This is a genomic window from Actinoplanes xinjiangensis, from assembly GCF_003148685.1.
Taxonomy (GTDB): domain Bacteria; phylum Actinomycetota; class Actinomycetes; order Mycobacteriales; family Micromonosporaceae; genus Actinoplanes; species Actinoplanes xinjiangensis.
Window position 1 is genome coordinate 202,772 of the sequence record NZ_QGGR01000013.1, and the last position, 21,613, is coordinate 224,384.

Annotated in this window: 16 protein-coding genes; 9 read left to right on the plus strand and 7 right to left on the minus strand. The window is 70.4% G+C overall.

The annotated features are described in order from the left end of the window. Positions 1–34: 34 nt before the first annotated feature. The 4 genes from BC793_RS27730 to BC793_RS27745 all read right to left on the minus strand — a co-directional run bounded on the left by BC793_RS27730 (position 35) and on the right by BC793_RS27745 (position 9,384). Complete coding sequence (locus BC793_RS27730; RefSeq protein ID WP_158319391.1) at positions 35–2,551, minus strand: sensor histidine kinase; 2,517 nt, start codon at positions 2,549–2,551, stop codon at positions 35–37. 118 nt (positions 2,552–2,669) lie between these two features. After that, positions 2,670–4,133 (minus strand): ricin-type beta-trefoil lectin domain protein, encoded by a 1,464-nt coding sequence (locus BC793_RS27735; protein WP_109597281.1) that lies wholly within the window; start codon positions 4,131–4,133, stop codon positions 2,670–2,672. Between the two features lie 311 nt (positions 4,134–4,444). Continuing rightward, positions 4,445–5,773 (minus strand): ricin-type beta-trefoil lectin domain protein, encoded by a 1,329-nt coding sequence (locus BC793_RS27740; RefSeq protein WP_109597282.1) that lies wholly within the window; start codon positions 5,771–5,773, stop codon positions 4,445–4,447. A gap of 56 nt (positions 5,774–5,829) precedes the next feature. Beyond that, positions 5,830–9,384, minus strand: a complete 3,555-nt coding sequence (locus BC793_RS27745; RefSeq protein WP_109597286.1) for a ThuA domain-containing protein — start codon at positions 9,382–9,384, stop codon at positions 5,830–5,832. Between the two features lie 490 nt (positions 9,385–9,874). Here BC793_RS27745 and BC793_RS27750 point away from each other — a divergent pair, with 490 nt between their 5' ends. From BC793_RS27750 to BC793_RS49780, 6 genes are all read left to right on the plus strand, one after another. After that, positions 9,875–11,383, plus strand: a complete 1,509-nt coding sequence (locus BC793_RS27750; protein ID WP_109597291.1) for a sugar ABC transporter ATP-binding protein — start codon at positions 9,875–9,877, stop codon at positions 11,381–11,383. Next, positions 11,383–12,357, plus strand: a complete 975-nt coding sequence (locus BC793_RS27755; protein ID WP_109597295.1) for an ABC transporter permease — start codon at positions 11,383–11,385, stop codon at positions 12,355–12,357. The genes BC793_RS27750 and BC793_RS27755 overlap by 1 nt, the downstream gene beginning before the upstream one ends. 2 nt (positions 12,358–12,359) lie before the next feature. Then, positions 12,360–13,343, plus strand: coding sequence for an ABC transporter permease (locus BC793_RS27760; RefSeq protein ID WP_109597299.1), 984 nt, complete (start codon positions 12,360–12,362; stop codon positions 13,341–13,343). Between the two features lie 9 nt (positions 13,344–13,352). Beyond that, a complete protein-coding gene (locus BC793_RS27765) occupies positions 13,353–14,537 on the plus strand; it encodes a substrate-binding domain-containing protein (protein ID WP_239170368.1) in 1,185 nt (394 codons plus the stop codon). A 3-nt stretch (positions 14,538–14,540) separates the two neighbouring features. Beyond that, complete coding sequence (locus tag BC793_RS27770) at positions 14,541–15,437, plus strand: sugar phosphate isomerase/epimerase family protein (RefSeq protein ID WP_109597303.1); 897 nt, start codon at positions 14,541–14,543, stop codon at positions 15,435–15,437. A gap of 189 nt (positions 15,438–15,626) precedes the next feature. Beyond that, complete coding sequence (locus BC793_RS49780) at positions 15,627–15,785, plus strand: hypothetical protein (protein WP_158319392.1); 159 nt, start codon at positions 15,627–15,629, stop codon at positions 15,783–15,785. Between the two features lie 14 nt (positions 15,786–15,799). On the opposite strand, the gene BC793_RS27775 is transcribed toward BC793_RS49780, so the two are convergent. After that, positions 15,800–16,570: a FadR/GntR family transcriptional regulator gene (locus BC793_RS27775; RefSeq protein WP_109597305.1), complete on the minus strand. Its 771-nt coding sequence runs from the start codon at positions 16,568–16,570 to the stop codon at positions 15,800–15,802. A gap of 113 nt (positions 16,571–16,683) precedes the next feature. Between BC793_RS27775 and BC793_RS27780 the strand changes: the two genes are divergently transcribed. Continuing rightward, the gene (locus BC793_RS27780; protein ID WP_109597307.1) at positions 16,684–17,493 is read left to right on the plus strand and encodes an RNA polymerase sigma factor; all 810 of its coding nucleotides are present in this window, start codon (positions 16,684–16,686) and stop codon (positions 17,491–17,493) included. On the opposite strand, the gene BC793_RS27785 is transcribed toward BC793_RS27780, so the two are convergent. Then, complete coding sequence (locus BC793_RS27785) at positions 17,442–18,197, minus strand: SDR family oxidoreductase (RefSeq protein WP_109597309.1); 756 nt, start codon at positions 18,195–18,197, stop codon at positions 17,442–17,444. The two genes, BC793_RS27780 and BC793_RS27785, sit on opposite strands and share 52 nt — an antisense overlap. After that, positions 18,194–19,222, minus strand: a complete 1,029-nt coding sequence (locus BC793_RS27790) for a zinc-dependent alcohol dehydrogenase (protein ID WP_109597311.1) — start codon at positions 19,220–19,222, stop codon at positions 18,194–18,196. Before BC793_RS27790 ends, BC793_RS27785 begins: the two co-directional genes overlap by 4 nt. Positions 19,223–19,316: 94 nt before the next feature. Here BC793_RS27790 and BC793_RS27795 point away from each other — a divergent pair, with 94 nt between their 5' ends. Together BC793_RS27795 and BC793_RS27800 are read left to right on the plus strand one after the other, a co-directional pair. Then, positions 19,317–20,681, plus strand: coding sequence for an ABC transporter substrate-binding protein (locus tag BC793_RS27795; protein ID WP_109597313.1), 1,365 nt, complete (start codon positions 19,317–19,319; stop codon positions 20,679–20,681). Next, positions 20,678–21,610, plus strand: a complete 933-nt coding sequence (locus tag BC793_RS27800; protein ID WP_109597317.1) for a carbohydrate ABC transporter permease — start codon at positions 20,678–20,680, stop codon at positions 21,608–21,610. The genes BC793_RS27795 and BC793_RS27800 overlap by 4 nt, the downstream gene beginning before the upstream one ends. The last annotated feature ends 3 nt before the right edge of the window (positions 21,611–21,613 follow it).

Genomic DNA, 21,613 nt, shown 5'->3' on the forward strand with positions numbered 1-21,613 from the left:
GGTAACGGCCCGGGAACCGTGCCGCCGACCGGCCCTACGCCGGTGGCCGCGCTGGCTGTCGTACGGAGAGCCGGACGGTCACGACCGTGCCGGAGGGCTCGTTGCCGGTCAACCGGATGGTGCCGGAGTGCAGTCCGACGATGGTGCGGGCGAGGCTGAGCCCGAGCCCACTGCCCGCGGTTCCGTGGTGGCGGACGTTGCTGCCCCGGAAGAACCGGTCGAACACCCGGTCGCGTTCCTGTGCCGGGGTGCCGATGCCGGTATCGCTGACGCGGAGTTCGGCCATGTCGTCATCGGCCGTCAGCAGCACGTCGACATCCCCGCCGAGCGGGCTGTATCGCACCGCGTTGGACAACAGGTCGTCGACGACCTGCCGCAGCCGTGCGCCGTCACCGTGCAGGGCCAGGCGCGGCGGTAGATCGCAGCGCAGACGGACACCGCTGTCGGCCGCCCCGTGCCGGGCTCGCCTGACCGCGTCGGCGACGATCGCCGCCAGATCGACGTCCTCGGTACGCGGGGTGAGGTGACCGGATTCCATGCCGGCGAGTTCGAGCAGCGTGTCGATGATCTGCTGGAGCACCGAGGTGTTGCGGGTGATGGCGTCGACCATCTGCCGGTGCTCGCCGTCCAGTGCGTCGGCGTCGTCGCCGAGCATCTCGGCGTTGGCGGCGATCGACGTCAGCGGAGTGCGCATCTCATGACCGACCAGGGCGATGAAGTCGTCCTGGGCGCGCGCCAGCTGGCGGTTGAGCTGTTCGGTCCGGCGCAGCGCGACGTAGACCGCGAGCTGCGCGGCGACGCCGTCGAGCAGCACGGTGAGCAGCTGCTCATGTGGTTCCGGGGCGCTCGCGTAGCAGGTGAGCACGCCCAGCAACGTGCCGCCGTCACGGACCGGGACCGCCAGGACGGTACGGATACCGTGCCGGGCGCAGGCCCGCACCCGCGACTGCTCGAACGGGTTGTTCAGGTCCGCGCTGCCGGCGATGTCGGGAACCCACATCGCGCGTTCGGTCTGCCAGACCCGGCCGGTGATGCCGTGCCCGCGGACCGGAACATGACCGAAGAAGTCGCCGTCGTCGTTCTGGTCGCCGCCGGAGGCGTCCCAATGCCCCACCGGGCGCAGTTCACCGGTGAGCTCGTCGATGAGGAACAGTTCGGCGCACGGCCAGCCCAGCGTGGTGGCCAGCACCCGCAGAACGTGCGGCGTCGCCTCGGCTATCGAGCCGGCCGCGGTGAGCACCTCCTGAACGGTGAGATGGCAGCTGCGGAATCGCTCGGCGCGGCGCATCGCGGTGAGCTCGTGCGCCACGGCGACGGCCCCGAGCAGCCGCCCGTCGCCGGTGGTGATGGGCTGCGCGGTGGTGGCGAAGATCCGGGCCGGGTGACCCGGCGCGATGGTCAGCACATCCACCGCTTCGACGTGGTCGCCCCGGTAGGCCCGCATCAGCGGAGTCTGCCGCCACGGCATCGGCTGCCGGGCCGTGTCGTGCAGCAGTCCCTCCACCGACGCGGGATAGTCCTCGGGTACGGCGCCGGTGGCCGGCAGTCCCTGGATCTCGCGTAACACGCGGTTGAGCAGCACCACCCGGCCCTCCCCGTCGCAGGCGATGACGCCCACGGTGAGACTGTCCAGCAGCGCGGCGAGGAAGCTGCTGTGCCGGTCCGCCAGCTCCTGAGCCGCGGCCCGCTCGGACAGGTCGGTGAGGAAGACACAGGCCAGCGGACCCGCCGAACCGCGCACCACGGACATCGATGCCCTGGCCGTCAGCCGGTGGCCGTCACGATGCCGCACGTCGACCTCCCGCAGCACCGGGCGATGCGGGCCGGCGGCGAACAGCCGGCCCAGAGCCGCAGCGATCGGCTGGCCGCCGTAATCGGGCAGCAGACGGTCATCGAAGTGCCGCCCGCACACCTGATCGGCGGTGAACCCGAGCAGATTCTCGGCGGCCCGGTTGAAGCCGACCACCACCCCGTCCGGGTCCAGTGCCAGGAACGCCTCCTGCACGCTGTCCAGCAGCGCCGCGCTGTCCAACGTCGCGACCGCCGCCTCTTCGACGTCCGGAGGCCGTAACAACTCGGCGATCTCCAGCAGGACGGCGGTCTCGTCATCGGTCCACTGCCGTGCCGTGGTGTCGAACACGGTCAGCGAACCCACCGCACGGTCCTGGCCGTCGCGGACCGGCACCCCGAGGAAGGCGCGTACCCCGAACTCGGTCATCAGCAGGTGCTCATGCAACTGCTCGTGGTCGTCGCCGCGCATGTCACCGCACACCACCGGATGGTCGTGGCTGACGACGTACTTGCACACCGAGTACGCCAGCGGCGCGCGTCGCTGCGACGTCAGCGACTCGGGCATGCCGGTGACCCCGACGAAGAACTCCTCCTGCTCGCCGACGAGGGTCACCGCCGCCATCGAGGTGTGCAGCAACCCGGCCGCCAGCCGGGCGATACCGTCGAGCGGGATCGGCTGTGCCGGTAGCACCCGGCGGGTTCGCTCCACCGCCGCCAAGCGGGCGGCGTCACCGATGACGGCTTCATCCAGCACAAACATGACCAGCCCCCGGTCGTCGCACCGCCCCGCGAACGCGGAGCTCTTCCGGCTGCGTATTCCCGGTTGGCGCGGGTCAAACCATGGTAAAACGCCCATCCCTGGACGAGCGCGCGGAACCCTAGGCGCGGGACCACGCCTGGTTGGATCCGCCGTTGCAGTCCCACAGCTGAATGCGGGCACCGTTGGCGGTGCCGTTCTGTGCCACGTCGAGGCAGCGCCCGGAGGCCACCCCGGTGATGCTGCCGTTGCCGTTGACGGTCCACTGCTGGTTGGTGCCGCCGTTGCAGTCGTAGATGACGACCGCCGTACCGTTGGCGGTGCCTCTGGCCCGGGCGTCGAGGCACTTGTTGCCGTAGACCCGCAGCTCCCGGGCGGAGGTGCCGGTCCACTGCTGGTTCGTGCCGGTGCCGCAGTCGTAGATGGCGACCTGGGTGTTGTTGACAGTGCCGGCGGCGGGAACGTCGAGGCAACGGCCCGAGCCGGTGTTGCGCAACCGGTTGCCGGGCGCCGGGCTCGGGTCTGTGCCGGTACGGCCCCAGGCGTACCGCAACCGTCCGGCGCCGGAGACGTTGGGCGTGGTCAGAGTCAGGTTGGTGCCGCTGCCGTGCAGTTTCTGCATGGCGTACCAGTCGTCGCTCTGGCCGGCGGTCAGCTTGCCGCCGATCCCGGGCCAGTAGACCGAGCCCATGCCGAGCTCGCGGAGCACCTGGGTGGTGGCGCGGAAATAGCGGACGAAGTTGTCGGTGCTGTTGGCGTCGTCATAATTGAGGCCGGTGTCCATGGGTGCGCCGAACTCGTCGATGACGGTACGGCCGGCGCAGGTGCCGATGGCGTCTTTCAGGTAGGTCACCCACGCGTCGTACGTCTTCGCGCCGCTGAAGAACGTGTAGTGGTGCAGGGACAGGTACGTCCCGTCGAAGCGGCTGTCGGCGCACACCGTCTTGATGTCCTGGTTGAACCCGGACCCGCTGATGAAGATGCGGTTGCGGGGCACCGACGGCCGCGCGGCGAGCCACGCGGCGGCCACATTCTTCCAGTCGGTGGCGCTGTAGCCGTGCGGCTCGTTCATCGGCTCGAAGTGGACGAGGGAGTTGGGGCCGTACCTGTCCACGACGGTGTTCCACATGGTGTTGAAGGCGGCGGTGTCGGTCAGGCGGCCACCGGTGGATGCCCGGCCGTCGTCCCAGTAGGACAGGATGACCTTCAGGCCACGGGTGGTGGCCGAGTCGATGACGCCGGTGTAGGAGTTCCACCAGGCGGTGCCGACGGAGTAGGTGTTGATAGGCAGCCGGACCGTGTTCGCCCCGAGATTGCCCTCGAAGCCGGCGAAGACGGCATCGGCCTTGGCCCGGACGGTGGCGTAGCTGTCGGTGCTGCTCAATCCGTAGAGGACCAGCGGGCCCGGATGGAAGTTGTCGCCGGCACGGGCCCAGTTGACGCCCTGAAACTGGTTCGTCGCCGCGGACGCGCCCGGCACGGCGACCAGCAGGGCCAGGGGGATCGCCGTGAGTGCCGCCGCGGCGCCGGCCAGCGCCGCGAAAAGCCGGCCGGCCACACGGGAACCGGGACCTCGTCGGATCATGGTGCTCCTTGTCGGGCGGTTTTCGAGTTTGGCTATCCATTGACTATTGCGAATATAACCAGGGTGTTTCGGGCTTCACAACGGGACCGGCGGGACAATGTGGCGGCGTTTCGTCCATTCGATATACGACAGGGTGAGACGCTTCCGTGTAACACTTTTCGGACCATTATTTTTCGCTGCGGATGGGCGGTCTTTCGCGGCGTCGTGCGACGAGGGCATCGAGGTGGCGGGCCGGCTGACCCGCGGCGCCGCGAAGAGGTGGCCCCCACCCCGGAAGGTAGGGGCCACCTCTGTCGTGATGCGGTTGCCGGTCAGGCCCGTGACCAGCGCTGGTTGGCGGCGGTGTGGCAGCTCCAGACGACCACGGCGGTGCCGTTGGCGGTGCCGGCACCGCTGACGTCCAGGCACAGCCCGTTCTGGGCGTTGCTGATCGTGCCGTTGCCGTTGAGGTTCCATCGCTGCCCGGCGCTCGCGGTGCAGTCGGAGATCTGCACCCGGGTGCCGGCGGTGTTGCCGGGCACGTCCAGGCACTTGCCCAGCACCCGCAGCTCCTGCCCGTTCTGGCTGAACTGCTGGTTGGCGTTGCTGTGGCAGTCCCAGACGATCATCGGAGAGCCGCTGGCCGAGCTGGCGCCGTTGACGTCCAGGCACCGGCCGGCGGACTCGCTGCGCAGCCGGAACGTGGTCGGCTGCGGGTCGGGCCCGCCGGTCTGGAACTGTGCGAAGAAGTTCCACACCACGGGCCGGGTCCAGGACCGCTCGCCCGGCTCGAAGTCACCGGCCGAGCCGTCCACGGGGCCGGGGGTGTGGCCGGCGTCGTAGGCGGCCCACACCACCGGATATCCGGCGCGGCACCCGGAGTACGTGGTGACGGTGTGGGTGAGGCTGCCCTGCGCGGGTTCCGGCGGGTTCTGCGGTGTGCAGCCGTTGTTGCGCACGAACCGGTCCCGCAACGACCGGCCCTGGGAGATGTTGAGCACCGGGTCACGAAGGCCGTGCAACCCGATGTACGCGATCGGCTCCGTACCGCCGCTGCATCCGCTGAGCTGCCCGCCGGCGTAGACCGCGACCGCCCGGAACACCGTCGGGCGGGCACACGCCAGGGCGTAGCTCATGCCGCCGCCGTAGCTGAACCCGCCGGCGAAACGCTGGGTCGTGTCGACGCACAGCCCGGCCTCGATCTGCCTGATCATGTCGTCGACGAAGACCAGGTCCGCGCCGCCGGAGTTGGCCCACCCGTTGTTCAGGCCCTGCGGCGCGACGAAGATCGCGCTGTTGCCGGACAGCGCCCGCAGCCCGTAGTACGACCACGGGTAGCCGCTGGTGCCGCCCGAGTCGACGTCGTTGGCGGTGCCGCCGTTCCAGTGGAACCCGAAGATCAGGCGGTACTGGCGGTTGCTGTCGTAGCCGTCGGGGACCCGCAGGATGAAGTTACGGGTCCGGCCGCCGCTCTGGATCGTGCGGGCACCGCTGGTCAGCGTGGGAGCCTTGCCACAGCCCGCGCTCGCCGCCAGGGTCGTCACCGGATCCGCGGCCGCGGCGGCCGACGGGATGCCGGTGACACCGCCGGCGGTGCAGACGAGGGCTGTGGCGACCGCGAGCAGTGTGCGCCATCGGGGGGAACGGGATGGTTCTCGCATGGGTGCTTCCTTTCCTGGTGGTGGTGCGCAGTGGCGGCGGGGGACACCGCGGCGGGTCATGCCGCGGTGAACCGCCACTGCTGGTTGGTTCCGGTGTGACAGGCCCACTGCAGGAGGCGGGCGCCGTCGGTGGTGGCGGCACCGTTGACGTCGATGCAGAGCCCGCTCGGCACGCTCTTGATCGTGTAGACACCGGTGGTGGCGGCCGGTGCGACGAGGAACTTCTGCTGGTTGCTGTTGTTGCAGGTGAGCTGTTGCAGGAAAGCGCCCTGTGCGGTGGAGCCGCCGATCACGTCGAGGCACTTGTTGCTGTGCTGCGCTTTCAGATAGACGGCGCCGCCGCCCGCGTCGACGGCCTGCCATTTCTGGTTGGGGCCGCCGGTGGCCGCCCACTGGACGACCTGGGCCCCGTCGGCGGTCGACGCGCCGCTGACGTCGACGAGCTTGCCGCTGTGCTGGGCCGTGACGGTCCAGGTACGGCCGGCCACACCACCCGGATCGGGTGCGCCGGTGCCCACGCCGGTGCCACCGAAGGTGAACGAGTCGAGGTCGAACGTGCTGGCGGAGGAGCCCCGGAACACCATGTACAGGGTGTGGGTCCCGGCCAGGGCGGCGGTGCTGACCGCCGGTGTGGACTGGTAGTTGTCCCAGCCGCCGGTGTTCGGCACCGGTGTGGTGGCCAGCAGCGTGCCGGTCGGTGAGCCGGCGCGCAGTTCGATCGAGCCGCCACTGTTCGGTGACGACACCCGGTAACTGACGTTGGTGATGCCGGACAGGCTCATCGGGTTGAACGCCACCCAGTCGCCGGCGGAGATGTCCCCGATCCGTTTGCCGCTCTCCGCGGCGGCCTGCTCGACCACCCGTACGCCGGACTGGCTGGTGAAGTATTCCGCCTGCTTGTGTTTGGGTTGCAGGGTCGCCTGGGCGTAACCGGTGAGCGGGGATGCGCCGCCGGCACCGCCGTTGTCGGTGTAGCGCGCCCTGAGGACGTAGTACAGGTTGGCGCCGTCGGGGTGCCCGCCGAGCAGGTCCGTGGCGATGGTGCCCGAGCAGCCCGGGTAGTCGGTCGTCTCGTGCTGGTGGTCGTCGTGGCCGAGGGCCGGGTTCACCAGGACCTTGGCGCAGTCGATGGCGGCGCCGCCCGGATCGGAGACGGTGACCGTGTAGGGCACCCGGTCGCCGAAGTTCAGCATCCCGCCGTTGGGCGGCACGGTGATGGTGACCACCGGTGCGGTGTTGCCGACGGTGATCTGCACGTTGGCGAAGGACGTCTTGCCGGTGTTGTCGGTGACCCGCAGCTGGGCGGTGTAGTTGCCGTTGGCGGTGTAGACGTGCGACGGGTTCGCCGCCGTGGAGGTGGTGCCGTCACCGAAGGTCCACAGGTAGGTCAGGGTGTTGCCAGGGTCGGGATCGGTCGTGCCGGCGCTGCTGAACTGCACGGTCAGTGGTGCGTTGCCGCTGGTGGGGGTCCCGGTGGCCTTGGCGATCGGGGACCGTCCGCCCTGGATGTAGTCGATGCGGTACAGGCCGGAGTCGTTGTTGCCGCCGCCGAAGTTCGAACCCCACTCCAGTAGATACAGCGAGCCGTCCGGGCCGAACTCCATGTCCATCGGCTTGACGAAGTTCCCCGCGGGCAGGAACGGGTTGGTGCGGGTGACCGCCGAGGCGGCGTCGAGGTGTACCTCCTTGATGTAGTTGCGGGTCCACTCGTAGAAGAAGTGCACGCCGTCGTAGTACTGCGGGAACTTCGTCGCCGACGGGTTGGCGGCGTCGTAGCGGTAGACCGGTCCGCCCATCGGGCCCGACCCGCCGGAGCCGAGTTCCGGGAACGTCGGTGAGGTGCCGTAGCCGTACCACATGTTCGGGGCGACGACCGGCTTGAGGCTGGTCAGGCCGGTGTTGTTGGGCGAGTTGTTGACCGGTGCCGCGCAGTTGAACTTGGCACCGACCACGCCGGTGTCCGGGTTGAACGGCGCGTAGGGCTGGTTGTTGCCGTGACAGAACGGCCAGCCGTAGTTGCCCGGCGCCTTGATGACGTTGAGCTCGACGAGCCCTTCCGGGCCGCGGTTGGTGGTGGCGCCACTGCGGTCGGGGCCGTAGTCGGCCAGGTAGACCCAGCCGTTGGCCGGGTCGATCGAGAAGCGGAACGGGTTGCGGAAGCCCATCGCGTAGATCTCGGGCCGGGTCTGCGCCGTACCCTGCGGATAGAGGTTCCCGGCCGGGACGGTGTATCCGCCGCCGGCGGAGGGCCGGACCCGCAGCAGTTTGCCGCGCAGGTCGTTGGTGTTGCCGGCGGAGCGGGCGGCGTCGAGGTGGGACTTGCCGGCCCGCCAGTCGAGCGGTGCCCACCCCTGCCAGTTCGTGTCGAGGTTGGGCGGGGTGTCGTCACCGGTGCCGATGTAGAGGTTCCCGTCCGGCCCGAACTCGATGTAGCCGCCGGTGTGCCCCGGTTCCGGGAAGGTGCGGTCCCGGTAGGCCGGGATGTCGATGATCGTCACCTGGCTGGACATGTTGAGGGTGTCGCCGGTGAGCGTGAAGCGGGAGACCCGGTTGACGTCGGTCGTGCTGCCGGCCGGCGAGTGGTACAGGTAGACGTAGCCGTTGGTCGCGAAGCCGGGGTCCAGGGCGAGTCCGGTGAGCCCGTCCTCACCGCCGGTGTAGACGCTCAGCGTGCCGGCGGTGACGGTGCTGTTGGCGGCCGGGCGGAAGATCTTCACCTGGCCGCCGCGCTGGACGTAGAGCACCCGCCCGTCGGGAGTGACCGCGAGGGCCATCGGGTCGGCGGTGTTGTCGTCGAGCGTGCGCTTCTCGAAGTTGCTCCAGACGGTGCCGCCGCAGTCGCCGGGTGCGTTGCCGGCGGCCCACTTGACGCCGCCCAGGACGTGGTTGCGGAACCCGGCCTCGCTGTAGGACGCGATGGCGTGACCCATGCCGGTGGCCCAGACCCGGCCGCCGCCGGTGTTGCGGCACCAGGAGATCGGGTGGTCGGGTCCCATCGCCCGCGAGCCCGGGTTGTACGTGCGTTCGTCGGCGGTGACCAGGACGTGGACGTCGCCGCGCGGGTTGCGGTCGAAGTTGTACCACTCCTCGCTGCGGTTCCAGCGGTCCGGCAGGCCGGCCGTCGACGGGTGGGCCTTGTCGGCGACGACGGCGGTGCCCGCCAGCACGCCGGGGGAGTGCTCCGGCATGTGGGCGCCGGCGTTGATCGTCTGGTCCCACCACGGGTACTCGTTCTCGATACCCATGTCCACGGCGTTGTGCACGGCGACGATGCCCTTGCCCGAGGCGAGGAAGCCCTCCACCGCCTGCCGCTGGGCGGTCGTGGTCCACACCATGCCCGAGGTCTGGAACATCACGACCACGTCGAAGGTGGCCAGGTTGGCCGGGGTGAAGGCGGTGGAATCCTCGGTGTGCACCACTTCGAAGTTGTTGGCGGCGGCCTGCTCCTGGAACATGGCGACGCCGGCGGGGATCGAGTCGTGGCGGTAACCGGTGGTCTTGGTGAACAGCAGGGCGCGGAACGCTGGGGCCGCGGACGCCGGTTGAACGACGACCGCTAACGACAACAGCAGACCCGCGATCGCCCCGATGATCAATGCACTGCGACGCATGCCGTCTCCTGTACTGCCGGGGGGAAGGGGCTGAGGACCACGGGCACGCGGGGATGCGCCGGGGTACGAGCCGCGTGTGCGGGGCGTACCGAAGGCGTGCGTGTGCCGGTCAGATCGTCATGCCGTCCGCCGCGACGGGCAGTCAGGTCCCTCCGGGAGATGGCGCAGCGTCATGCCGAGCGCCGTTCGTTCCCGTGGTCTGCCCGGCCAGCATGCGTTCGGGAATCGCCGTAAGTCAATACGACTATGGCGGGACGGATTTCATTACACATTTTCGGGCTCTGAATTTTCGACGATGTGACCGGCGTTCCCGGCGTTGTCAGCGGTTCTCGGGGCATCTACGCTGTCGTCCAGCGTGAGGCTTGATCGCCGCGGGTCGATATCCCGAGAATGCGGCGACGGCTGCCGGCGCGTGCAGTTCCACGCGCACGGAATCGATTCGCTTATCAACGATCCAATCCTGCTGAACCACGCATCGTAGGGGCCGCTGATGTCTGACGCTCTGCCGTCGCCACTGCTCACACTCCGGGGCATCGGCAAGTCGTTTCTCGGGGTCCGTGTCCTCGGCGAGGTGGACCTCGACGTCCTCGCGGGCGAGGTGCACGCCGTCGTCGGTGAGAACGGCGCCGGCAAGTCCACGCTCATGAAGATCGTGTCCGGCGGGTACGCCCCCGACGAGGGCACGATCACGCTCGACGGCGTGCCGCGGCGGTTCGGCGCCCCGCGCGACGCCCAGCGGGCCGGGATCGGCATCGTGCATCAGGAGTTCAACCTGCTGCCCGAGCGCAGCGTCGCGGAGAACGTGTTCCTGGGCCACGAGCCGGTACGCCGAGGGCTCGTCGACCGCAAGGCCATGCTCGACCGCACCGCCGACCTGCTGGCCTCCATCGGCGAGAGCGCGCTGCCACCCGGCGCCCCGGTGGGCCGTCTCGGTGTGGCACAGCAGCAGATCGTCGAGATCGTCAAGGCGCTCGCCCTGGACGCGCGGCTGCTCATCATGGACGAGCCCACCGCGGCGCTCGCCGACAACGAGGTCGAGCGGCTCTACGCGCTCGTCCGGCGGCTGCAGCAGCGGCAGATCGGCGTGCTGTACGTCTCGCACCGCCTCCAGGAGGTCTTCGACCTGTCGGGCCGGATCACCGTGCTCAAGGACGGCCGGCTGGTGACCACCCTGAACACCGCGGACACCGACCCCGACCGGCTGGTACGGCACATGGTCGGCCGCGACCTCTCGCACTACTACCCGGAACGCGCGGGGCCGGACGAGCCCCGTCCGGTCCGGCTCACCGTCCGCAACGGCGGCAACCGGAGACTGCGCGACGTCGACCTGCGGTTGCGTGCCGGCGAGGTGCTCGGCGTCGGTGGACTGCAGGGTTCGGGGCGGTCGGCGCTGGCGCGTGCCCTGTTCGGCGCCGCACCCTTCACCACGGGCGACGTCACCCTCGACGGCGAACCGGTCCGCCTGCGTTCGCCGCGTGCCGCGATGCGCGCCGGTATCGCCTACCTCACCGAGGACCGCAAGGGTGAGGGCATCGTCGCCGGGGGATCGGTGCTGGACAACGCGCTGCTGGCCGGTCGTGCCCTGCGTCCCGCCTGGCGTGGCCGCGCCGCCCGTACCGCGCGGGTCCGCGACCTGCTCACCGCCGTCGACGTGCGTGCCGCCGCGGAGGACCAGGAGATCCGCTTCCTGTCCGGCGGCAACCAGCAGAAGGTCGTGCTGGCCCGCTGGCTGGCCCTGGAACCCGGGATCCTGCTGTTCGACGAGCCGACCCGGGGTATCGATGTCGGCGCCAAGTCGGCGATCCACGACCTCGTGCGCCGCCTGGCCCGCGACGGTGCGGTGGTGCTGATGATCTCGTCGGATCTGCCGGAACTGCTCGGGATGAGTGACCGGATCATCGTGATGCGCGACGGCCGGATCGCCGGGGAGCTGCCCGCCGGCGCCACCGAGGAGGACGTGCTCACCCTGGCCCTCGGCACCGTACCGGCGGCGGCCTGATGAGCACCGCGCTCACCCTGCCGGCCAGACGGGCCACGCCGGGCGTGTTCGTCGCCCTGGCCCTCACCCTGGCGGTCGGCTGGCTGGTCGTCACCGTCGACGGCGGCCAGCTGTTCAACCAGTCGACCACGGTGAGCCTGCTGCACGTCGCCGCCGGGCTCGGGCTCGTCGCGGTCGGGCAGACCGTGGTCGTCATCGGCGGCTCGCTCGACCTGTCGGTGGCGTACGTGGTCAGCCTCAGCACCCTGGTCGCGGCGGAGGCCATGCAGGGCGGCGACGCGGCGCTGCTGCCGGGTGTCGGGCTGGCGCTGCTGGCCAGCGCAGCGGTCGGTCTGCTCAACGGCCTGCTCGTCACCAAAGCGGGCATCAACGCGTTCATCGCGACCGTGGGCGTCGGGCTGCTGCTGAAGGGCTATCTCGACAACGGCTACGACGGCCCGGCGGGCCGGACCTCGCCGGCCCTCGTGCAGAGCCTCGGCTATCAGCGTGTCGGCCCGGTGCCCGTGTCGTTCCTGCTGCTGCTCGCCGTCGCCGCGGCCGTCGGGATCGTGTTGACCCGGACGCGGTTCGGTCACCATCTGCTCGCCGTCGGCGGTGACCCGCAGGTCGCCCGGCTCTCGGGCGTCCGCAACGACCGGGTACTCGTCATCGCCCATGTGCTGTGCTCGCTCTGCGCCGGTCTCGCCGGTGTCTATCTCGCCGCCCGGCTCGGTTCGGGAGCGCCGAGGGTGGGCACGGAGGGCCTGTACGACCTGGAGTCGATCGCGGCCGTGGTCCTCGGCGGCACCGCCCTGGCCGGTGGTCGCGGCGGTGTGGCCGGCACCGTCGGTGGTGTCCTGCTGCTCGCCAGCATCGACGCCATCCTCAACCAGCTCGAGGTCGACGCCTTCGTCAAGCAGGTGATCCGCGGCGTGATCATCATCGCGGCCGTCGCCGTGCACGCCCGGCGTGCGGTGCGCAAGGCGGGGTGGTAGCCATGCGGATCGCTGAACGCCGCCTGCTCGCGACACGGCCGCACCGGCCGGGCACCGGTGGTCTCGTCCCGATCCTGGTGCTCCTCGCGGTGCTGCTGGTGCTGCTGACCGTGCGCCAGCCGGATTTCCTCGCGCCGTCGTCGCTGATGTCGTTCCTCGGCCGGTCCGCGCCGATCATCGTGCTCGCCGCCGGTCAGTACTTCGTGATCGTCGCGGGGGAGTTCGACCTGTCCGTCGGCTCACTGGTCACCGCGCAGGTGGTGGTCGCCGCCCGGCTCATCGACAGTGAACCCTCCCGCACCTGGCCGGTCGTGGTGCTGCTGCTGGCGTCCGGGGCGGCCGTCGGCCTGGTCAACGGCCTCGTCACCACCCGGCTGCGGGTGTCGTCCTTCATCACCACCCTGGGCATGTACCTGATCCTCGTCGGCGCGGTCTACCTGTGGTCGGACGGCGCACCGAAGGGCGGGCTGTCCGAGGAGTTCCGCCGCTTCGGCCGGCGGGCGTTCGAGGACGTGGTCCTGGTGGGCCGCCTCCCGTTCGCGGTGCTGGTCCTGCTGGCCGTGGCCGTACTGGCCGTGCTGCTGAACCGTTCGGACTTCGGCCGGACCCTGGTGGCCGCCGGCGGCAACCCACGGACCGCCGAGCTGAGCGGGGTGCGGGTCCACCACGTGAAGACCATGGCGTTCGTGCTCAGCGGACTGGCCGCGGCCGTCGCCGCGATCCTCATCGGCGGGTACAGCGGTGTCTCCTTCCAGGCCGGCGCCGGCCTGGAGTTCGGCGCCATCACCGCGGTGGTCCTCGGCGGCGTGGCCCTGGGCGGCGGCCGCGGTTCGGTAGTCGGCGCCATGCTCGGCGCCCTCACGCTCGAGACGCTCTTCACGCTGATGAATTTCTACGGCGTCCCGGGCGCCCTCAGAACAGCGGTGCAGGGCGCGATCATCCTGCTCGCCGTGGCCGTCTCGGCCCGGCGTTCCGTTCGCAGATAAGGGGACCCAGTGAGACCTTTGATAACCGTCCTGGCGATCGGCGCCCTGCTCACGGCGGCCGGGTGCGCCACCGACGAGCCCACCGCCGTGGCGTCGACCGGCGCGTCCCCGCAGGCCGGGGCGGGTACCGGCGAACAGTCGAAGTTCTTCGTGCAGGCGCAGTACGACAAGGAGCTCGCCCTGCTCGGCGCCACCCCGGCCGGGCCCGCCGGCAAGCCGTGGGAGCAGGTGCTCGACCCCAAAATGGTGGAGACCGCGAAGTTCAAGAAGCCGGGACCGTACAAGATCTGCTTCTCGAATGCGGGTCTGAACAACCCGTGGCGCCAGGTCGGTTTCAAGACCATGCAGGCCGAGGTGGAGACGCACGGAAGCCGGATCAAGGAGTTCGTCCACGTCGACGCCGAGGGCAAGGACCAGAAGCAGATCGCGGACATCAACGATCTGCTCGGCAAGGGCTGCGACGCGCTGATCGTGTCGCCGAACACCACCGCCACCCTCACCCCGGCCGTCGAGGCCGCGTGCCGGCAGGGGCTGCCGGTCGTCGTCTTCGACCGTGGCGTCGACTCGACCTGCCCGGTCACCTTCATCAACCCGATCGGTGGGTACGGCTTCGGACACGTCGCGGCGGAGTTCATCACTTCCCGGATGAAGCCGGGCGGCAAGGTGCTCGCCCTGCGGATCCTGCCCGGCGTCGACGTGCTGGAGACCCGCTGGTCAGCCGCGAAGGTCGCGTTCGACAAGGCCGGCGCGGACGTGGTCGGTGTCGAGTTCACCGACGGCGACCCGGCCAAGACGAAGAAGATCGTCAACGACTACATCCAGCGGTACGGCACGATCGACGGTGTCTGGATGGACGCGGGAGCCGTCGCGGTCGCCGCCGTCGAGGCGTTCGTCGACGCGGGCCGGCCGGTGCCGCCGATCAACGGCGAGGACCAGCTCGACTTCCTGCGGCAGTGGAAGGAACGCAAGCTCACCGCTGTCGCGCCGACCTATCCCACCTACCAGTGGCGTACGCCGGTGCTGGCCGCGCTGCGCATCCTGAACGGCGAACCGGTGTCCAGCCCGTGGAAGCTGCCGCAGCCGACCATCACCCAGGACAACCTCGACGAGTACATCGACGCCGACATGCCGCCGCTGCACTATGCCGTGTGCGGCTGCCGGGAGCTGCCCGGCTACCCAGAGCGCTGGAGGTAGCCGGTGTACACCATCGGGGTCAACCCGTGGGTGTGGGCCTCGCCCGTCGACGATGCGGCCCTGGCCGAGCTCGTTCCCCGGATCGCCGCGTTCGGGTTCGACGCGGTCGAGTTGCCGCTCGAGCAACCGGGACACTGGGACCCGGTGCGCACCCGGGACCTGCTGGCGTCGCACCGTCTGGCCGCGGCCGGCGTCTGTGCGGTGACCCCACCCGGGCGTGAGCTCGTGGCGGCACCGGCCGATGTGGTCGCGGCGACCGTGGCGTACCTGCGGACCTGTGTGGACAACGCGGCGGTCCTCGGGGCGCCCTGTGTCGGTGGCCCGGTCTACGCCTCGGTGGGCCGGACCTGGCGGATGTCGCCGGCGGACCGTGCCGCCTGTTACGCGGAGTTCCGTGCGGCGCTGGCGCCGGTCGCCGACTACGCCGGCGAGCGCGGTGTGAGCATCGGTGTGGAGGCGCTCAACCGCTACGAGACCAGCGTCGTGAACACCGTGACGCAGGCGCTCGAACTGATCGACGGCCTGCCGGCGAACGTCGGTCTCATGATCGACACCTATCACATGAACATCGAGGAGTCGGATCCCTACGCGATCCTCGGCGTCGCCGGACCGCACATCAAACACGTCCAGGTCAGCGGTACGGACCGGGGTGCGCCGGGCCGGGACCACTTCGACTGGCCGCGTTTCTTCGGTGCCCTGCACTCGACCGGATACGCCGGCGCGGTGTGCCTGGAGTCGTTCACAGCGCTGAACGACACGATCGCCACCGCGGCCTCGATCTGGCGTCCGCTGGCCCGGTCGCAGGACCTGCTGGCGCTGGACGGCCTGGCCCACCTGCGATCGGTCACCCGGCAGATCGATAGACAGGCGTCGCTTGACTTGGGCGAAACATCAATTTAACGTCATGGGTGATACGTCATACGTCTTATCTACCGCACACGTCTCCACTACCGCGCAGCGATTACCGGACGGTCACGCCGACCCGGCCGGTGATCGCTGCACGGCAGCCGACACCGCGCGGCCCAGGCCCGCGGAGCCCTCCACGGCACTGCGCCGTCAGTGCCGACCCGCCACGTTGAGGAGCTGCCTGTGCTGGTGTCCTCGTCGTCCACCCTGTGCCGGCAGATCACCGACGGCGGCTACCCGCCGTCGTGGAACCCGTTCAACGGCGACCACGGCCGTCTCCGCGGCACGGGCATCCACCCATGCTGCCACGGCCGCGCCGACCGGCGACGGATCCTGCGGTGACCGGCCGCCGGGTGTCAGCGCCGCAGCCGGACCGGCTCGTCCGGCCCGCTGCGGCGCACCACCCACGCCTCGGTGATGTGGGTGAACATGGCCTCGGCCGCGCCCTCGGGGTCATGGGCCGCGATCCGCTCGTAGATGCGCCGGTGCCCGCGGTTGGACGCCACACACAGGGCCCGCTCGGTGCGTCCCATGTAACGGGCGGTGTTGATGACCTGGCTCTCCAGCGCCCGGACCACGGCGCGGGCGATGCGGTTGCCGGAGGCCTGCATGACCGTGTCGTGGAAGGTGCGGTCGTACTCGTGATAGGCGACGGGATCGTCGACCAGCTCGTCCATCCGGTCGACCAGCGAGCGGAGCCGCTCGACGGCCGCGTCGTCGGCCAGGCGGGCGGCGACGTCGGCCATGTCTGACTCGAGCAGGCGGCGGGTGACCACGAGATCGTCGAGCACGGACAGGCTGTCGTCCTCGGCGATGGCGGCGCCGAGGACGAGCTCGTCGAGCATGTTCCACATCGCGGGTGGGGTGACCATGGTGCCGGCACCCTGGCGGACCTGCACCAGCCCCTTCTCCTGGAGGACCTTGACCGCCTCGCGCACCACGGTGCGGCTGACCGAGAAGGTCGCGCAGAGCACCGGCTCGGGCGGCAGTGTGGAGCCTGAGGGGTGGACCCCGCGGACGATGCGCTGCACCAGCTCCGCCGTGACGGCCGTGGCGAGGTTCGCCGGTCGCCGGGTCCACGCGGGCGACCCGTCGACGCCGGCCGCCGGCTGCGCTGCTGCCGTCATATCACCCTCCGTGGCCCGCGGCGACTGCGGGCATTCCCGCACTATACGGCAGTCCAGTCGTCGTACGTCATATGAAACCTCCCGGGGAACGTGACGGCGGACCGCCCGGCGCGATGAGCGAGTCGACCGTGATCGCCGCCGCACAGGCCGGGGACCGGCGGGCGCTGGACGAGCTCGTCGCCGCATGCCTGCCACTGGTGTACGCCACCGTCCGCAGGACCCTGGGTGCAGATCCGGACGCCGATGACGTCGTGCAGGACACCCTGCTGCGCGCGCTGCGCAACCTGCACGCGCTGCGTACCCCGGAGAGTTTCCGTTCCTGGCTGACGACGATCGCGGCCCGGCAGGTCAGCACCCACCTGCACCGGCGGCAGGCCGAGTCGCGGCGCACGGCGCCGCTGGACGAGGCGGTCGATCTGCCCGACGCCGACGTGGAGGACCTGACCCTGCTGCAGGTCGAGTTGTCCGGTCACCGGCGGCAGGTGGTACGCGCCGGCCGCTGGCTCGACCCGGCCGACCGGGCGCTGCTGGCGCTGTGGTGGCTGCAGGCCGCCGGTCGGCTGACCAGGAACGAGCTGGCGGCGGCGCTGGGAACGACCGTTGCTCACGCCGGGGTGCGGGTCCAGCGGATGCGCCGCCGCCTGGAGCTGAGCCGGTCAGTCGTCGCCGCGTTGCAGGCCCGCCCGCGGTGCGCACAGCTGACCTCGGTGCTGGCGGACTGGGACGGGGTGCCGGGGCCGCTGTGGCGCAAGCGCGTCGCGCGGCACACCCGGTCGTGCCCGGTCTGCGCCCGCGCCGCCGGCGACCCGGTGCCGCTGGAGCGGCTGGTGGGCAGGCGGCACCGATGTGCCGATGACCGGGCGGCCTCCGGTCACCGGCCCAGCCATCCGCCGTCGACCGGCAGGATCGTGCCGGAGACGTAGCCGGACGCCGCCGAGCTGAGGAAGACGGTGGCGCCCGCGAGGTCGGTGCTGTCGCCCCAGCGCCCGGCCGGGATCCGCTCCAGGATCGACCGCGAGCGGTCGGCGTCCTCGCGCAGCGCCGCGGTGTTGTCGGTGGCGATGTAGCCGGGCGCGATCGCGTTGACGTTCACGCCCCGGCCCGCCCATTCGTTGGCCAGGGCCCGGGTGAGCCCGGCGATGCCGGACTTGGCGGCGGTGTAGCCGGGGACGTTGATGCCACCCTGGAAGCTCAGCAGACTGGCGGTGAAGATGATCCTGCCGCTGCCGCGTTCCAGCATCGGCGCGGCGACCAGCTGGGTGAGGGCGAACTGGCTCGACAGGTCGACCTCGATGACCCGGTCCCAGGCCGACAGCGGGTGCCGGGCCGCGGGTGCCCGTTCGATCGTGCCCGCGTTGTTGACGAGGATGTCCGGCGCCCGCGCGGCCAGTTCGGCGCCCAGCGCGAGCACCGCGGCGCGGTCGGCGAAGTCGACGGCGCGGGCCTCGAAGGTGCGGCCCAGGGCACGGACCGTCCCGGCGACCTCGTCGTCGTCGCGCAACCGGGCGCTGACCCCGATGATGTCGGCGCCGGCGGCCGCCAGCGCCTCGGCCATCGCACGGCCGATGCCCCGGCGCGCGCCGGTGACGACGGCCAGCCGTCCACCGAGATCGAACAGCCCGCTCATGCCCGGACCTCCCCGGCGACGTCCACGAGGATCTTCATGGCCCGGCCGGCCGAGAGATCCTCGACGGCGGTGGCGGTCTCCGACAGCGGCACGACGCCGGAGATCAGGGTCGGTGCGGGAACGACGCCGCGGCGGAGCAGTTCGATCGCGCGCTCGAAGTCCGATCGCTGGTAGACCCGTGCGCCGAGCAGGCGGAGTTCGCGCCAGAAGACGCGCTGCAGGTCGATCTCGCGGGCGGCGGTGTGGATGGCGACCACGACGATCGTGCCCCGGACCCTGGCCAGCGCGGTGGTGGCGCGGGCTGCCGCGGCGGCGCCCGACACCTCGAACACCACGTCGGCGCCGACGCCGCCGGTCCAGCTCGTGACCTCGGCGGTGAGGTCGGTGGCGGCCGGGTCGCGTACCTCGAAGCCGAGCGCCGCGACGAGGGCGCGGCGGGACCCGTCGATCTCGGCGACCATGACGTGCGCCCCGGCCTCGCGGGCGACGCACGCGATGAGCAGGCCGATCGGGCCGCCACCCAGGACGACGGCATGATCGCCGACGTGCAGCCCGGAGCGGCGGACGTCGTGCACGGCCACGGCGGCGGGCTCGACCAGTGCGGCGGTGCGCAGGTCGAGGTCGCCGGGCAGGGGTACCGCGATGGACGCGGGGACGTTCCAGCGCTGTTGCAGCGCGCCGGGGGAGTCGATGCCCACGAAGACCAGGTTCTGGCAGATGTGCTGGTGGCCGGCGAGGCAGGCGGAGCAGGTGCCGTCCCAGATCAGCGGCATCACGGTCAGCGGGTCACCGGCCGTCCAGCCCTGCACGCCGGCGCCGACCGCGGCGACGGTTCCCGAGGCCTCGTGCCCGAACACCAGCGGCGTGCGCACCCGGGCGTCCATGTCGCCGTGGACGATGTGCAGATCGGTGCCGCACAGTCCACAGTAGGCAACGGCGATCTGCAGTTCGCCGGGTCCCGGTGGGCCCACGTCCACAGCAGCCGTTCGGAGTCGGCCCGAGCCCTCGTACATGGTGCCCATCATGCGCGATCCTCCCTTGCAAACATAATACGTATGCCCTTATATTTCGGGCCGGTGACTGCGACGTCAATACGGAAGATCAGAAAAGGACACCGATATGGTCCGTTCCAGTCGTGCCCGCTCCACCCGCTCTCTGTTGACAGCCCTCGGCGGCGTCGCGGTCCTTGCTCTCGCCCTCGCCGGCTGCGGCGGCGACGACAGTGGACCCACCGCCGGCGCCTACGGATTCCCCCAGGTCGCCCAGGACGACAAGGCCCCCATCACGGTCTGGGTGGACGCCGACCGTGTGAAGGCCGCCGACGCCTTCAAGAAGGCCCATCCGGAGGTGCCGATCGAGGTCGTCACCTACGACGGCTCGGCCAACGGCTCCAACTCGTTCCGCACCAAGATCCAGCTCTTCGACCGCACCCAGAGCGGCTGGCCCGACGTGGTGTTCTCGACGCAGAACAACGACGCGGCCTGGGCGAGCCAGCAGAGCAACGGCAAGCAGGCGTTCGCCGCCGTGCTGAACGGGGGACTCGTCCCCCAGGAGACGCTCGACAACTTCACCCCCGGCGCGCTGAACCCGTGCACCGTCGACGGCAAGGTCCACTGCCTGCGCAACGACCTCGCCCAGGTCGTGCTCTGGTACAACAAGGCGCTGTTCGACCGGTTCGGATACCAGGTCCCCGGCACCTGGGAGGAATACCGGGCGCTCGGTGAGAAGGTCGCCGGGGAACATCCCGGCCACATCATCGGCACCGTGGGCGACGCCTGGACCCCGGAGGTCTTCTTCTGGGGCAGCAAGTGCCAGGCGAACGAGATCACCGGCCCCAAGAGCGTCACGGTGAACACCACGACCCCGCAGTGCCAGCGGGCGGCCTCGATGCTCGACACGCTGATCAAGAACGGCACCACCCCGAACGTCAGCGTCTTCACGCCGGAATTCGTCCAGAAGTACGCCGGCAAGGTGCTCATGATGCCGGGACCGGCCTGGTACGCCGGAGCCATCTTCAACAACCCGCAGTCGCTCAACGTCCCGGCCGGCCAGCTCGGTGTCGCCCCGCCACCGGCCTGGCAGGGCGAGGAGGCGGTGACCGGCAACGTCGGCGGCGGCACCTGGTTCGTCAGCAGCCACTCGAAGAACCTCAAGGCCGCCCGGATCTTCACCGAGTTCGTCACGACGGCCGACGACTACCAGGTGGCGCTCGCCCCCGGCTATCCCGCATACGGGCCCGCCGCCGAGAAGTGGGTGACGAAGCAGGAGTCCAGCGGCTACTACGCCACCGATCTGAAGGCCATCGTCACCGCCGGCACGTCGATCTGGCCCGGCTGGGGTTCGGGCATCTTCAGCCAGGAAGCCGTCTGGGCCAAGACGATGACCCCGGCGATCGCCGAGGGCAAGAGCCTGGTCACGCTGCTGCCGGAATGGCAGACGGCGATCAAGAATCAGGCGCAGGTCGACGGATACACGGTCGGATGACCCTCGTCGACCGGACCGCGCGGGCGGCGGCCGTGGCGACACGGCGGCCGCCCGCCCGTCCGCCCGCCACCCGCGACAGCCTGCTCAGCTACGGCCTCATCTCCGGCTACGCGGTGCTCACCCTCGCCTTCGGGCTGCTGCCGGCCCTGTATGCCGTGTACCTCGCGTTCACCGACGCCACCGGCGGCTTCGCGGGCCTGGCGAACTTCACCAAGGCGGTCGGCGACTTCCGCTTCTGGCCCGCGGTCTCGCACGTGGCGCTCTACCTGATCATCTGGCTGGTCGCGCTGGTGCTGCTGGTGACGGTGCTGGCGGTGATCGTCCACGCGATCAGGGTCCGGTGGCTCAGCCGGACCCTGCGGTTCGTCTTCTACCTGCCGGGCGCGCTGGCGGGCGCGTCGAGCGTACTGCTGTGGTTGTTCGTCCTCGACCCGACGGCCAGCCCGGTGGGCGGCCTGCTGCGACTGTTCGGCTTCGACAGTTTCGTGCAGGTCATCCTGCCGGGCAACCTGCCGGTCATCTTCGCCGTGATCGCCTTCTGGACCGGCGCCGGCGGCTGGATCGTCATCATGTACGGCGCCCTGAACAACATCAGCGCCGAGGTCATCGAAGCGGCCCGGGTGGACGGGGCGAACGCCGTCCAGATCGCCTGGCGCATCCAGCTGCCGATGCTGCGCAAGTGGATCGCCTACATGAGCATGATGTCGCTCGCCGCCGGCACCCAGCTGTTCGTCGAACCGCAACTGCTCTCGCAGGCCAGCAACGCCGTCGTGCCGAACGACTACTCCCTCAACCAGCTCGCCTACCAGTACGCGTTCCAGCAGAACGACTTCAACACCGCGGCGGCTATCTCGCTGCTGCTGCTCGTCGTCGCCCTCGCGCTGTCGGCCGTCTTCGTGACGCGCGGCGGCCTGTTCGAGCGGGAGTGAACC

Coding starts and splice junctions, on each gene's coding strand:
- BC793_RS27800 (WP_109597317.1), top strand. CDS start 20,678: ATGACCCTCGTCGACCGGACCGCGCGGGCGGCGGCCGTGGCGACACGG.
- BC793_RS27780 (WP_109597307.1), top strand. CDS start 16,684: ATGAGCGAGTCGACCGTGATCGCCGCCGCACAGGCCGGGGACCGGCGG.
- BC793_RS27795 (WP_109597313.1), top strand. CDS start 19,317: ATGGTCCGTTCCAGTCGTGCCCGCTCCACCCGCTCTCTGTTGACAGCC.
- BC793_RS27750 (WP_109597291.1), top strand. CDS start 9,875: ATGTCTGACGCTCTGCCGTCGCCACTGCTCACACTCCGGGGCATCGGC.
- BC793_RS27755 (WP_109597295.1), top strand. CDS start 11,383: ATGAGCACCGCGCTCACCCTGCCGGCCAGACGGGCCACGCCGGGCGTG.
- BC793_RS27790 (WP_109597311.1), bottom strand. CDS start 19,222: ATGATGGGCACCATGTACGAGGGCTCGGGCCGACTCCGAACGGCTGCT.
- BC793_RS27740 (WP_109597282.1), bottom strand. CDS start 5,773: ATGCGAGAACCATCCCGTTCCCCCCGATGGCGCACACTGCTCGCGGTC.
- BC793_RS27735 (WP_109597281.1), bottom strand. CDS start 4,133: ATGATCCGACGAGGTCCCGGTTCCCGTGTGGCCGGCCGGCTTTTCGCG.
- BC793_RS27730 (WP_158319391.1), bottom strand. CDS start 2,551: ATGTTTGTGCTGGATGAAGCCGTCATCGGTGACGCCGCCCGCTTGGCG.
- BC793_RS27775 (WP_109597305.1), bottom strand. CDS start 16,570: ATGACGGCAGCAGCGCAGCCGGCGGCCGGCGTCGACGGGTCGCCCGCG.
- BC793_RS27745 (WP_109597286.1), bottom strand. CDS start 9,384: ATGCGTCGCAGTGCATTGATCATCGGGGCGATCGCGGGTCTGCTGTTG.
- BC793_RS27785 (WP_109597309.1), bottom strand. CDS start 18,197: ATGAGCGGGCTGTTCGATCTCGGTGGACGGCTGGCCGTCGTCACCGGC.
- BC793_RS27760 (WP_109597299.1), top strand. CDS start 12,360: ATGCGGATCGCTGAACGCCGCCTGCTCGCGACACGGCCGCACCGGCCG.